Source organism: Thermosynechococcus sp. Uc (assembly GCF_029335995.1).
Lineage (GTDB): Bacteria > Cyanobacteriota > Cyanobacteriia > Thermosynechococcales > Thermosynechococcaceae > Thermosynechococcus.
Genome location: NZ_JARJMS020000075.1, coordinates 24,393 through 37,399, shown reverse-complemented (window position 1 = coordinate 37,399; position 13,007 = coordinate 24,393). Strand labels below are relative to the sequence as shown.

Here is a 13,007-nt window from a genome sequence, read left to right as displayed (position 1 = left end):
CATATATCCTGAGAGTATCCAATCTATTCTAAGAGCTCTGGGAAATCCCTTTGAATATACATTTATTGAGCGAAGCAGGCAATGGTTTTACGGCTGGTTAATGCTTAACGATTTTATGTTTACAGGCTCAGGCATAGTTGAAAAATCTATTATTGTCCATCTCTTTTATCCCAGGTTAAATGTTGAGGAATTTTCTCTTGTCTATTTTCATAACGTTTTTTTCGAAATAGTTGCTGATGTGGGAATACTCGCTTTAATTAGTTGGCTATCTCTATGGGGTACTGCAAGCATTGGTGCTTGGTTTGCTTACAGAAGTCATCACTCCTTGCTCTCAGCTTTAGGTGCTGCTCTACTTGCTGTTCAGGGTGGTGTATTTGTTCATCAACTGTTCGAGGCTCAGGTTTGGGTTGATCTGAAGGCGAGTTTATTATTTTGGTTACTCTGGGGAGTGGCAATGGGGGTGGGGTTCAGAGCAAAGTGCTTAGAAAAGTCTGAGCGCAGTGGTGGTGTTGAATCCTGAAAAAGGATCGCGCCTTTCTGCGGAGGACTAAAATTAAGGAACTCTCTCGTCCAAATCGGCTGACCCTGGTGGATGTCTATGTCCTTTCTTGAGTATCTCCATGCGGAACCCCGTCGTGTCATTGTCTTTGATGGGGCAATGGGTACGAATCTGCAGGCGCAAAACTTGACGGCAGAGGACTTTGGTAGCAAAGAGTACGAAGGCTGCAATGAATATCTGGTGATCAGTAAGCCAGAGGCAGTGGCCAAGGTGCATCGTGATTTTTTGGCAGCAGGAGCAGATGTCATTGAAACAGATACCTTTGGCTCATCCTCAATTGTTCTCAGTGAGTACAATCTGGGCGATCGCGCCTACGAAATCAGCAAGAAAGCCGCGGAACTGGCCAAATCTATTGCCGCCGAATTTAGTACCCCCGAGAAACCCCGTTTTGTTGCTGGCTCGATGGGACCAGGCACCAAGCTCCCCACCCTTGGCCACATTGACTACGACACTCTCTACAGTGCGTTTCGCGAACAAGCGGCTGGTCTTTTTGATGGCGGGGTTGACCTGTTTATTATTGAGACTTGCCAAGACGTACTGCAAATTAAAGCGGCGCTCAATGGCGTGATGGCCGTCTTTCGAGAGCGAGGGGAACGCCGTCCCCTGATGGTCTCCGTGACCATGGAACAGCAGGGCACCATGCTGATTGGCTCCGAAATTGGCGCTGCCCTCACCATTCTGGAACCCTATCCCATTGATATTCTGGGTCTTAACTGTGCCACTGGCCCTGACCTGATGACGGAACATATCCGCTATCTCTCCCAGCACTCCCCCTTTGTGATTTCCTGTATTCCCAATGCCGGCTTGCCAGAAAACATTGGCGGTCACGCCCACTACAAACTGACGCCAATGGAGTTACGGCTTGCCCTTACCCGCTTTGTTGAAGATTTTGGTGTGCAGGTGATTGGCGGCTGCTGTGGCACACGTCCCGATCACATTGCTGCCCTTACAGAAATTGCGGCCACCCTGACGCCAAAGCCCCGAACTCCCCAACGGACACCTGCTGCCGCCTCGATCTACAGTCCCCAACCCTACGATCAGGAGAATTCCTTCCTGATTATTGGCGAGCGGCTCAATGCCAGTGGCTCGAAAAAATGCCGCGATCTCCTCAATGCCGAAGATTGGGATGGCCTTGTTGCCCTTGCTCGCGCCCAAGTGCGCGAAGGTGCCCACATCCTCGATGTCAACGTGGACTATGTGGGCCGCGATGGGGTGCGCGATATGCGGGAGTTGGTCTCACGGCTGGTTACCAACGTTACCCTGCCCTTGATGCTTGACTCCACCGAATGGCAAAAGATGGAAGCAGGCTTGAAGGTGGCTGGGGGTAAGTGCTTGCTGAACTCCACCAACTTTGAGGATGGTGAATCCCGCTTCTATAAAGTCTTGGAACTGGCAAAGACCTACGGTGCTGGTGTGGTTGTCGGTACGATTGATGAAGAGGGAATGGCACGGACTGCTGAGAAAAAGTTTGCCATTGCCCAAAGAGCCTATAGGGCTGCCCTTGACTATGGCATTCCCCCCTATGAGATTTTCTTTGATCCCTTGGCGTTGCCCATTTCCACGGGGATTGAGGAGGATCGGGTCAACGGGCGCGAAACCATTGCTGCAATTCGCCGCATTCGCGCTGAACTCCCCGACTGCCACATTCTCCTCGGCATCTCCAATATCTCTTTTGGTTTGAACCCTGCGGCTCGCCAAGTGCTCAACTCGATGTTTCTTCACGAGGCCATCCAAGCGGGGATGGATGCTGCTATTGTCAGTGCCGCCAAAATTTTGCCCCTTGCCAAAATTGACCCAGAGCATCAGCGGGTGTGCCGTGATCTTATCTATGATCTGCGGCGCTTTGACGGGGACGTGTGTGTCTATGACCCCCTTGCCGAACTTACGCGGCTGTTTGAGGGCAAAACCACTCCACAGGATCGCTCGCAGGTGGAGAACCTGCCTATTGAAGAGCGGCTCAAGCGCCACATCATTGATGGCGATCGCCTTGGTCTTGAAGACACCCTTGCCAAAGCCCTTGAAAAGTATCCCCCCCTTGAAATTATCAATACGTTCCTCCTCGATGGCATGAAGGTGGTGGGCGAACTCTTTGGCTCTGGGCAGATGCAGCTTCCCTTTGTCCTGCAGTCCGCAGAAACCATGAAAGCGGCCGTTGCCTACCTTGAACCCTTTATGGAAAAATCCGCCACAGGGGAGACAGCAAAGGGCACTGTTGTCATTGCCACGGTTAAGGGGGATGTCCACGATATTGGCAAAAACCTGGTGGATATTATCCTTACCAACAACGGCTACCGGGTAATTAACTTGGGGATTAAACAGCCCGTTGAAAATATCATCCAAGCCTACGAGGAGCACCAGGCAGACTGCCTTGCCATGAGTGGCCTCCTAGTCAAATCCACTGCCTTCATGAAGGAAAATCTCGAGGTCTTTAATGAGCGCGGCATTACGGTTCCTGTCATTTTGGGAGGGGCAGCTCTTACACCCAAGTTTGTCTATGAGGATTGCCAGTCCACTTATCATGGTCAAGTGATCTACGGGAAGGATGCCTTTGCCGACTTGCATTTTATGGATCGGCTAATGGAGGCGAAGGCCGCAGGTCTGTGGGATGATCGCCAAGGATTTTTAGATGACACTCGTGTCCCTGGGCTAGAGGAAAGGGACACGCCAGCGATCGCTCCTGAACCTTCTCCTTTGCCAGCACCAGAGAGTCCTGAAGGGGTGGATACCCGCCGCTCTGAAGCTGTAGCTGTCGATATTCCCCGCCCCACGCCCCCCTTTTGGGGCATTTGTCACCTCAAGGCGGATCAGATTCCCCTCCCAGAAGTTTTTGCCTACCTCGATCTCCAAGCTCTAATTGCCGGCCAGTGGCAGTTTCGCAAGCCCAAAGATCAAGACCGCGCCACCTACGACGCCTTCCTTGCCGAGAAGGTTTACCCCATCCTTGAGACATGGAAACAGCGCATCCTCACTGAAAATCTCCTCCATCCTGAACTGATCTATGGCTACTTTCCTTGCCAAAGTGAGGGCAACACTGTCTATATCTACGACCCGCAGCGCGTAGGGGATAAAAGTGCCTGTGTCCCTGAGCGGGCGATCGCCCAGTTTACCTTCCCCCGCCAAAAGACGGGCCGTCGTCTGTGCATTGCCGACTTTTTTGCCCCTGTGGCATCGGGCATTATTGACGTCTTTCCCATGCAGGCCGTCACCGTTGGCGAAATTGCCACCCAAGTGGCGCAGGAATTATTTGCTGCCAATCAATACACTGACTACCTCTACTTCCACGGCATGGCGGTGCAGACGGCTGAGGCTCTAGCCGAGTGGTGCCATGCCCGCATCCGTCGCGAGTTGGGGTGTACACCAGATCCCGCATCCATTCGCGATATTTTGGCCCAGCGTTACCAAGGTTCCCGCTATAGTTTTGGCTACCCTGCTTGTCCCAATATGCAGGATCAATACACGCAACTGCGACTTTTGGAGAGCGATCGCATGGGTATGTACATGGACGAAAGTGAACAGCTCTACCCTGAGCAATCCACCACCGCTATTATCTGCTACCATCCGGCGGCCAAGTACTTCAGCGTTTAGGCCTTATTTTTTCTGTATAGCTATTCAAAAGGGAGTGAAACGGATAGCCGTTCCGCAATACCTATGCAAATTTGGCCATTAATTGCTCAATCTGCAGCCTGCTTCCTGCTTCGCCGAGGCGGTTTTACCACCACCGCAGTGGTGGCCAGTGCCCAGTTGTAGGCAAAGCGGGCGGTGCACAAAATAGGTCGCCTGCAGGTTGTCTGGGGCAAGGTCATCGCGACAAGGGTTGCCCGCCATGGGTTTGCCAACCACTCCCAACGGCAACCCACCTCTTGGGAGGGTATTGGGTGATATTTTAACGGAACTGTTCAAGCCCCTTGACCCTATAGTTAGGTATAAGGTTTAGGCTAGGGTTAGAAAAACCGGTTTAGGAAAGCCCCTATGAGTGAACTCACGGTTGATATTTTGGGTACAGGTTGCAAAAAGTGCCATGAATTGGAGGTCAATGCCCGTACTGCCCTTGCTCAGTTGAACTTAATGGCCAACGTCAATCACATTAGTGATCCTGTGGCGATCGCTGATTGTGGCGTGATGCGCACACCTGCTTTGCGGATCAATGGTCAAGTGGTTTCCCAAGGCAAAGTCCTGAGTGCTGATGAAATTGTTGCATTCCTCCCCCACTAAATATCTCTAAAAAAGGAGAGAGCAATGCAAGGCAGTACCTTTTGGCAGCGGCAGTGGAAATCCCTAGTGGCGATCCTTGCCGTCTTTCTCTTGTGCTTTTATTTGCCCGTTGAGCAGTTGCAGCAGTGGCCGCGCCTCCATGCTGCCTTCTGGAACGCGCTGTACTTGGTGCGCTGGTATGCTCAAGAGCATGTCATTCTCTGTTTGGTGCCTGCCTTTTTTATTGCGGGGGCAATCGCTGTCTTTCTCAGCCAAGAGGCAGTGATGAAGTATTTGGGGGCAGAAGCCCCTAAAACTTTGGCCTATGGCGTAGCAGCGGTATCAGGGACTATCTTGGCGGTGTGCTCCTGTACAGTTTTGCCTCTGTTTGCCAGTATTTATCGCCGCGGGGCAGGGTTAGGGCCAGCGATCGCCTTCCTCTATTCGGGGCCAGCCATTAATGTCTTGGCGATTATTCTCACAGCACGGGTCTTGGGGCTGTCTTTGGGGGCAGCGCGGGCGATCGGCGCCATTCTTTTTAGTGTGGTCATCGGGTTAATCATGCAAGCCCTCTTTCCCAGTCCGGTTACAGCATCTCCCGTCAGCAGCACACCCCTAGTCAGCGATGAACCCGCCCGTCCACTCTGGCAGCAGGTGATCTTCTTTGGGGTGTTAGTGGGAATTCTGGTCTTTGCTAACTGGGCACAGCCCACTAGCAATGTCTTCCTCTGGCAGGCGATCGCCCTTGGCAAGTGGTGGCTCACGGGATTCTTAGGGCTAATTCTCGGTGGCCTCTTGGTGTATTGGTACCACCTAAACCCGTCCAAAGTGCTACTCATTGTTGGCGTGACCGCTGTCTTGGCGTGGCGATTTGCCGCAGTGCCACTGGTTCCCTTTAGTGCAGCCATTGTGGGTTTGGTTTGGTTGACCAGTACTGCTCGGGGTGAAGCCAAGGCTTGGTTTGAATCCACTTGGGAGTATGCTCAGCAAATTCTACCCCTCCTGTTGCTGGGGGTACTCATTGCCGGTGCTCTACTGGGTCGGCCAGGGAGTGAAGCTTTGATTCCCAGCCAATGGATTACCCAAGCAGTGGGCGGTAACTCCATAGGGGCAAATTTTGTAGCGGCAATTGCCGGCGCGTTTATGTACTTTGCCACGCTAACAGAAGTCCCGATCCTGCAAGGCCTATTGGCCAATGGTATGGGACAAGGCCCCGCGCTGGCGCTCCTACTGGCTGGGCCTGCATTATCCTTGCCCAATATGCTGGTCATCCGCCAAATCATTGGTTGGCGCAAAACAATTGCCTATGTTGCATTGGTCGTGTTAATGGCAACGCTGTCCGGCATTGGCTATGGCTACTTTTGGGGTTGACGCAGATTCGCTAGACTGAGGCTAGATTTTGGGAAGCGAGGATGAGCTACGACTACGACCTGTTTGTGATTGGTGCTGGTTCTGGTGGCCTGGCGGCCTCAAAACGAGCCGCCTCCTACGGTGCAAAGGTGGCCATTGCTGAAGCGGATAAAGTCGGTGGGACCTGCGTCATTCGGGGTTGTGTTCCGAAAAAGCTCATGGTCTATGGCTCTAAGTTTAGCCATCTTTTTGAAGATGCCGTCGGCTATGGCTGGCGTCCCGTCGCAGCCAAATTAAACTGGGAGCGCCTGATGCAAGCGGTCAACCAAGAGGTAAATCGTCTCAGCCAAAAGCATATTAGCCAACTTGCTCAAGCCGGGGTGGAACTGCTGCCCTTTTTTGCTCGCTTTGCTGACCCCCATACCCTAGAACTTGTGGATCGCCAAGGACAAGTACAGCAGCGGGTAACAGCGGCGAAAATCTTGATTGCTGTGGGGGGGGAAGCAATTAAGCCCAATGTGCCGGGCATTGAACACAGCATTACCTCTCGGGAGATGTTTTTACTGCCCAAGCAGCCAAAGCGCATGGCCATTCTTGGCGGTGGCTACATCAGTGTCGAGTTTGCCGGTATCATGCAGGGGCTAGGCACGGAAGTGATTCATTTTCTGCGGGGCGATCGCCCGCTGCGGGGTTTTGACCAAGATATTCAAGATGGCGTCTATGAGGGGATGCTGCGCCACGGCATTGATGTTCGTCCCCAGTGCCACATTACCGGCTTGCAGCTCACCAAGAAGGGCAATATCCGCATTCACTACGAACACCAAGGGCAAGCGTGTGAAACCAAAGTGGATACGGTACTCTGTGCGGTGGGACGGGCGCCCAACTTGCAGGGACTAGGTCTTGATCAAGCAGGGGTGCACCTCAGTGCCAATCGTCAGGGGATTGTGGCTGTAGCTGTGGATGAATACTATCGCACCAACCAAGAACACATTTTTGCCGTGGGGGACTGCACCAACCGCGTTAACCTCACGCCCGTAGCCATTGCTGAAGGACGCGCCTTTGCCGATACCCAATTTGGCAACCTACCCCGCACCCTCAGTTATGAGAATATTCCTTCGGCAGTATTTTCCCAACCGGAGGCAGCTTCAGTGGGGCTGTCGGAGGCCCAGGCCAAAGCGAAATTGGGCGAAGACAATGTCAAAATCTACCGCACTGCCTTTCGGCCAATGTACCACAGCATTACAGGTCGCGATGAAAAGGTGATTGTCAAGTTGGTGGTGGAAAAAAATACGGAGTGGGTGTTAGGTGCCCACATGGTGGGGGATAATGCCGCTGAAATTATCCAAGGGGTTGCGATCGCCCTGAAAATGGGTGCCACCAAGAAAGACTTTGATGCCACCATAGCGATTCACCCCTCGACAGCGGAGGAATTTGTTACGCTGCGTTAGTGGCAACTTGAATGGGATTGTGGAGTAGTTCTAGAGCCGCCAGATATTGGGGATCCCTTGGGGTACCCATGGCCATTACGCTCTCTGGCGCATCAAGGACTTTTCGGTCCGGCTCAATCCCCACTTTGTTGATGTTGTGGTGGTTAGGGGTTTCGTAGTGGGCAATGGTCACCGCCAGACCAGAGCCATCACTAAGGTTAAAGAGAGACTGAATTGAGCCTTTACCAAAGGTGCGATCGCCCACGAGGCGGGCACGCCCATGGTCTTGAAGGGCAGCGGCTAAAATCTCACTAGCACTGGCTGTTCCACCGTTCACAAGGACAACTAACGGATCATGGGTGAGGGCTCCGCCACTGGCATCGAGGCTATCAACAATCCCTTGGCGATCAACGGTATAGACAATTACCCCCGAATCGAGCCAGAGTTGGGCAATTTCTAACCCTGCCTGCAACAGCCCCCCTGGATTATTGCGCAGATCAAGAATGTATTCCTCAGCTCCCTGCTGCTCTAGCCGCTGAATTGCTTTGCGCATTTCTGTGGCCGCCATGGCACTAAACTGACCGAGGCGGATATAGCCAACGGTGTGACCTTGCACTTGGCGAGCTTCAGCAATCACCGGATTAATTTCAATATGTCCCCGTTGCAGGGTAATGTCTTGAGGGGTGTTGCTGCCTCGTTGTAGCAACAGATGGACGGCGGAACCTGCTGCTCCCCGCATTCGTTCGGCAGCTTCATCGAGGCTGAGCTTAGTGGTGGAAACGCCATCAATGGCAAGAATGCGATCTCTTGGTTGAATACCGGCTTTGGCAGCGGGGGAACCATCAATGGGGGCAATCACTTCGAGGACGCCAGTTTCCGGGTCGGTGCTAATTTGTAAACCAACGCCGGTTAATTCGCCGGCAGTGGTTGTCTGGAGGCTACGAAATTGGGCAGGTCGCAGGAGTCGAGTAAACGGATCCTGAAGCGTGGCCAGCATCTTTTCAATGGCCTCATAGGTGGCCTCGCGATTGGGGAGGGGGCGCTTCAAGGCTCTTTCGCGCACTAGCCACCAGTTTTGGCCATTGAAGGACGGATCAACGTAGGCTTGGTTGACAATGCGCCACGCCTCATTAAGGAGTTTTTGTTCCTCCGTGAGGGCAATTGTGGGTTCAGAGGGGAAAAGACCCCAAACCCCCACAAGAATAACGAAAAAACAAATGAGACGTTGTAACCAACGAACCCCCATTGCTCCACCTGTTGATTACTTCTTTTTCCTAAGCTAGCACTAGAAAACTCTTTCGGAAGACACAGTTAATTTTTGAGGACAACTTTGGGATGTAGGCGATCGCCCCCCCTCAGCGCAATCCCCACAGCAGTACCGGCAAACGTTACGCCAACAACCTTCTGGGCTGACGGCAGCCCTGCGCAAACAACGGCACGCCCCTGATACCAGTCCTGAAGTTGCGCTTCATCTAGCTCTTGCCAAGGGAGGTGAGCCAGAACCTCTTGGGGAGGGTGCAGGGGTAAATGCTCTGGGGAAATCATCTCTAGAGAATGGCTCTGCTCAATCCTCAAGCCGCCACTTTCAATCCGCTGCAGAGTTGCCAAAGTTCCCCCGACCCCCAAGGCTGCTCCCAAATCGCGGGCAAGGGCACGAATATAGGTACCACTGCCACAGCTAATGCGCAGGCTGAGTTCGGGGTAGGAACCCGCTTGCCAGTCCAAGACCTCGATAGCATAAATTTCCACAGTACGTGGCGGCGCGCTTACTACCTCGCCAGCCCGGGCACGCGCATAGAGTCGCTGCCCCCCCACTTGAATAGCACTGTAGGCCGGAGGTAATTGTTCAATTTGACCAATAAACCGCGGTAGATGTTCCTGAATGGCGGCAAGGGTGAGGTGATCAGCCGCCCGCTCTTGGCAAATGTTACCCGTAATGTCATCGGTGGTGGTGGTAATTCCGAAGCGTACAGTGCCAATGTAAACTTTGCGATTACACAAATAGGGAAGAAGCCGCGTTGCTGAACCAAGGGCAATCGGCAACACCCCAGTGGCCATGGGATCCAAGGTGCCGCCATGACCAATGCGTTTGAGCCGCAGCCGCTTTCGCAGCTCGTTAATGCAGTCGTGGGACGTATAGCCAGCGGGTTTATTGAGGTTCAAAAAACCAAACATCAAGGCGTTGCAGTCTTCTGGGGGCTTAGGGGTAAACCACTGACAAAGCGCTGCAGGGCAGCGATCGCTCGGTTGTACTCCACAGTGGAACTCAGCAGATTGCTCTGAGCGCGAACTAAGGCGGTTTCTGCATTACTCACCTCCGCCTGGGTGCCCACACCCGCTTGGAAGCGCAGACGGGCAAGGCGGAGCCCCTCCGTTGCTTGGCGCACCGCCACCTCATTGGTGCGGATATTTTCTTGGCTGGACTTGAGGGTGTAGTAGGCCTGCTCCACTTGGAAGCGAATCAAGTTGCGAAAGGCGGCATACTGGGCTGCGGCAATAGCCGCAGCACTTTCCTGCTGCGCGGCACTGGCGCGAGACACTCCACCGTCAAAAAGGGTCAGGTTCAATTGGCCGCCAACGGTGTAGCCCCAGCGAGGGGCAACTGCATCGTCTAAGTTGTCCAATGTATTGAAAGTGCCGCCGGCAACCAATTGGGGGCCAAGATTCCCCAAGGCAACCCGTCGCTGTTGGAGTGCTGCATTCCGTTGGGTAAGCTGCTGTTCCAGTTCCACGCGGTTGCGCCAAGCCAAGGCAATACTCTCCTCAAGGGAGAGGGTCCATTCCCCAACCACTCGAATTGGGTCAGCCGCTCGGACATTAGCTTTGTCATTAAGACTGAGCAGCTGTGCTAGTTGGCGTTGAGCCGTTTGCAGTTGGCTTTGAGCTTGCACCAGTTGTTGCTGGTTGTTGGCCAGTTGCACTTCCGCTGTTAAAACATCAAACTTGGTTCCCAAGCCAGCGCGTTCGCGGGCGATCGCATCCCGCAAGCTGATTTGCGAGTTTTGTACTGCTGCTTCACTAATACGTACAAGAGCTTCCGCCTGTTGGATGTTGTAGTAGGCATTGGTGACCTCCTGACGCAGTTGTTCAAGTTCCCGCTGAAGATCTAGTTCGGCATTGCGCACCTGTTCCTGGGCTGCTTTGATACTTGCATCCCGCTGGCCAGCGGTGAAAATGTTGTACCCCAACTGCACGGTGCTAGTCCAAGTATTGCTCGCGGTGTTAAGACGTAAAGGAGGTGGTAATTGGGCGTTTTGTAGGCGAATTGCCGCTGAATCCGTACGATTAATGCCCAACTGGAAAGAAATGGTGGGATAGAGGGCTGCTTTGGCCTGGCGGAGGACAGCCCGACTTTGTTGCAGTTGTGCCTCTAAGATCTGCAGTTGGCGATTATTGCGGCGGGCAAGTTCAAGCGCTTCGTTGAGGGTAATGGGTCGATCTAGGTCAATTTTTACTTGATCGGGACGACTGGGGAGATAGAGGGGATCGGGATTGGGGTTGAGGGGCAAAAGATCCGTTGCCCTAGGATTGGGTTGGGCGATCGCTCCCCCAGTCATGGTAATCAAGACGCCCACAAGGCTTCCCAGCAGCAGACTGCTTTGTTGGCAGATGGATGGTTGACCCATGTTCACTCCCGACGCCGTGAGAATTATAGTTATAAATTCCTTACCCCTAAAACTATAACAGTCCTTATCTTTAAGAATTACCCTCAAAAAGGCGCTACACTTGGCTCAAGTTCGAGAAAACTTCAATCCTGTAACCGGCACAGTGGCAACAATTTTACGCACTTGGAGCTATCAGTACCCTTGGCTTTACGACACAATTAGCGCCCTTGCAGCACAAACCGTGGGGGGAAGCGATCGCCTGCATCGCTTGGCTTGGCAAGATTTGCATCTACCCCGCAGTGCTATTGTTCTAGACCTGTGCTGTGCCCACGGCGTTGTTACTCAAGCCTTAGTGGAGGCTTTTGATCAGGTCATCGGCCTCGATGCCTCGCCGCTGGCGATCGCCCGTGCCCAGCAGCGGGTGCCCCAAGCCACCTATGTGGAAGCCTTTGCTGAGAAGATGCCCTTTGCCGATGCCACCTTTGATTTAGTGCACACCAGCATGGCGCTCCACGAAATGACCCCGCAGCAACTGCGTGCCATCTTGGCGGAAGTGTGGCGAGTGCTTAAGCCCGGTGGCTGGTTTGCCCTGATTGATTTTCATCCTCCCCAAGTCCCCCTTCTGTGGCTTGGAATTGCCCTGTTTTTCTGGCTTTTTGAAACCGAGACCGCCTGGCAACTCCTGCACATAGACTTGCCCCAACAACTTAAAGAAAATAAATTTCTCCTTGAAAGGAAAGCTTATGTGTTAGGACGTAGCCTACAAGTGCTTCAGGCTCGCAAACCCCTGAGTCCCATCGCAGATTAGATAGATAACTGTTGCAAGGAATGGTGTATTCACTGTCTCAACAGGGAGTTGACAAGAGTGAGTCTGGGATAGGCTGAGCCGCTTGAAATTCCCATGCTAGAGTGTTTATAAACTCTTGATTGTCTGAACTTGAATCGCTAAGGATTATTTTATGACCGTTCATTCTAATTGTTTGCTTTGTCAATCCTCTAATCTGAAAAAATTAAGAAGATACTACAATAGTCATCACATTGTAAAGTGCCAAGATTGTGGTTTTGTTTTTATTGAGAAAGTTCCTTCGGAGGAAGAATTAAAACAATACTACTCTATCTATAGCTATGCAGAAGATAGACCTGTATCCCCGGTCACTATTAAGCGATATCAGAAGCTTTTAAAGGAGTTTGAGATCTACCGTAATAGCAATCAAATTCTTGAAATAGGTTGTGGGAAAGGTGATTTTTTACTAGAGGCAAGAAAAAATTATTGGGAGGTGCAAGGAACAGAACTCTCAGAAAGAGGTGCTCAATTGTGTATCGATAAAGGCATTAAAACTCATTACGGCACCTTGCGGGAGGATTTATTTCCCTCTAACTACTTTGATGTAATTATTGCAATTGAAGTAATTGAGCATATCAATAATCCCAGAGAATTAATCTACCAAATTTCTAGATTCTTACGGCGGGGTGGGCTTTTCTACTGTACAACTCCCAACTTTAATTCAATAGTTAGGTATATTTTGCAAGAAAAGTATTCGATCATCCATTATCCCGAACATCTTTGCTACTATACTCCGAAAACACTCAGGGAGCTAATGGTTAAGAATGGATTTTTGTGCAAAAAAGTTGAGACAACAGGGATTGATTTTGATAGACTATTTCCCAAGAAAGAGCTAAGGAATCTCCTAAAAGTGGACAATGAAAAGATTAGAATTGCAACAGAAAAGAATTCGCTTCTCAACTTCGCTAAACGGGCTGCCAATTTCATACTGGCTACTACCAGCTTAGGTGGGACAATTCGGGGATACTTCATAAAAGGTTGTTTGTAAGCTTACAGTTGAATTTGCTGTGGAGAACGATTAAGATATTACG

10 protein-coding genes are annotated in these 13,007 nt (G+C 51.9%); 7 read left to right on the top strand and 3 right to left on the bottom strand.

The genetic code is table 11. The features are described 5' to 3' along the window. From P3X23_RS08245 to gor, 5 genes are all read left to right on the top strand, one after another. Positions 1–520 (top strand): hypothetical protein (locus P3X23_RS08245; protein ID WP_300875263.1); only part of this gene is annotated, 520 nt, incomplete at its 5' end. Between the two features lie 72 nt (positions 521–592). Then, positions 593–4,144 (top strand): methionine synthase, encoded by a 3,552-nt coding sequence (gene metH, locus P3X23_RS08240; protein WP_300875260.1) that lies wholly within the window; start codon positions 593–595, stop codon positions 4,142–4,144. A 384-nt stretch (positions 4,145–4,528) separates the two neighbouring features. Then, on the top strand, positions 4,529–4,771 hold the full coding sequence (locus P3X23_RS08235; protein WP_300875257.1) for a thioredoxin family protein: 243 nt from the start codon (positions 4,529–4,531) through the stop codon (positions 4,769–4,771). 24 nt (positions 4,772–4,795) lie between these two features. Then, positions 4,796–6,121 (top strand): permease, encoded by a 1,326-nt coding sequence (locus P3X23_RS08230; protein WP_300875254.1) that lies wholly within the window; start codon positions 4,796–4,798, stop codon positions 6,119–6,121. Between the two features lie 41 nt (positions 6,122–6,162). Continuing rightward, positions 6,163–7,548: a glutathione-disulfide reductase gene (gene gor, locus P3X23_RS08225; RefSeq protein ID WP_300875252.1), complete on the top strand. Its 1,386-nt coding sequence runs from the start codon at positions 6,163–6,165 to the stop codon at positions 7,546–7,548. Here the strand turns inward: gor and ctpA are convergent. From ctpA to P3X23_RS08210, 3 genes are all read right to left on the bottom strand, one after another. Further along, entirely contained in the window at positions 7,535–8,773 is a 1,239-nt protein-coding gene (gene ctpA / locus P3X23_RS08220; protein WP_300875249.1) for a carboxyl-terminal processing protease CtpA, read from the bottom strand. The two genes, gor and ctpA, sit on opposite strands and share 14 nt — an antisense overlap. A gap of 65 nt (positions 8,774–8,838) precedes the next feature. Beyond that, positions 8,839–9,702, bottom strand: a complete 864-nt coding sequence (gene truB, locus P3X23_RS08215; RefSeq protein ID WP_300875246.1) for a tRNA pseudouridine(55) synthase TruB — start codon at positions 9,700–9,702, stop codon at positions 8,839–8,841. Further along, positions 9,702–11,153, bottom strand: a complete 1,452-nt coding sequence (locus P3X23_RS08210; RefSeq protein WP_300875244.1) for a TolC family protein — start codon at positions 11,151–11,153, stop codon at positions 9,702–9,704. Before P3X23_RS08210 ends, truB begins: the two co-directional genes overlap by 1 nt. Before the next feature lie 142 nt (positions 11,154–11,295). On the opposite strand from P3X23_RS08210, the gene P3X23_RS08205 reads away from it, so the two are divergent. After that, the gene (locus P3X23_RS08205; protein WP_300875266.1) at positions 11,296–11,940 is read left to right on the top strand and encodes a class I SAM-dependent methyltransferase; all 645 of its coding nucleotides are present in this window, start codon (positions 11,296–11,298) and stop codon (positions 11,938–11,940) included. A 151-nt stretch (positions 11,941–12,091) separates the two neighbouring features. Beyond that, positions 12,092–12,964 (top strand): class I SAM-dependent methyltransferase, encoded by an 873-nt coding sequence (locus P3X23_RS08200; protein ID WP_300875242.1) that lies wholly within the window; start codon positions 12,092–12,094, stop codon positions 12,962–12,964. Positions 12,965–13,007: the final 43 nt, after the last annotated feature.

What these genes read in the sequence shown, in the direction of transcription:
- metH (WP_300875260.1), top strand. Translation starts at nt 593, where the DNA reads ATGTCTATGTCCTTTCTTGAGTATCTCCATGCGGAACCCCGTCGTGTC.
- P3X23_RS08235 (WP_300875257.1), top strand. Translation starts at nt 4,529, where the DNA reads ATGAGTGAACTCACGGTTGATATTTTGGGTACAGGTTGCAAAAAGTGC.
- P3X23_RS08230 (WP_300875254.1), top strand. Translation starts at nt 4,796, where the DNA reads ATGCAAGGCAGTACCTTTTGGCAGCGGCAGTGGAAATCCCTAGTGGCG.
- gor (WP_300875252.1), top strand. Translation starts at nt 6,163, where the DNA reads ATGAGCTACGACTACGACCTGTTTGTGATTGGTGCTGGTTCTGGTGGC.
- ctpA (WP_300875249.1), bottom strand. Translation starts at nt 8,773, where the DNA reads ATGGGGGTTCGTTGGTTACAACGTCTCATTTGTTTTTTCGTTATTCTT.
- truB (WP_300875246.1), bottom strand. Translation starts at nt 9,702, where the DNA reads ATGTTTGGTTTTTTGAACCTCAATAAACCCGCTGGCTATACGTCCCAC.
- P3X23_RS08210 (WP_300875244.1), bottom strand. Translation starts at nt 11,153, where the DNA reads ATGGGTCAACCATCCATCTGCCAACAAAGCAGTCTGCTGCTGGGAAGC.
- P3X23_RS08200 (WP_300875242.1), top strand. Translation starts at nt 12,092, where the DNA reads ATGACCGTTCATTCTAATTGTTTGCTTTGTCAATCCTCTAATCTGAAA.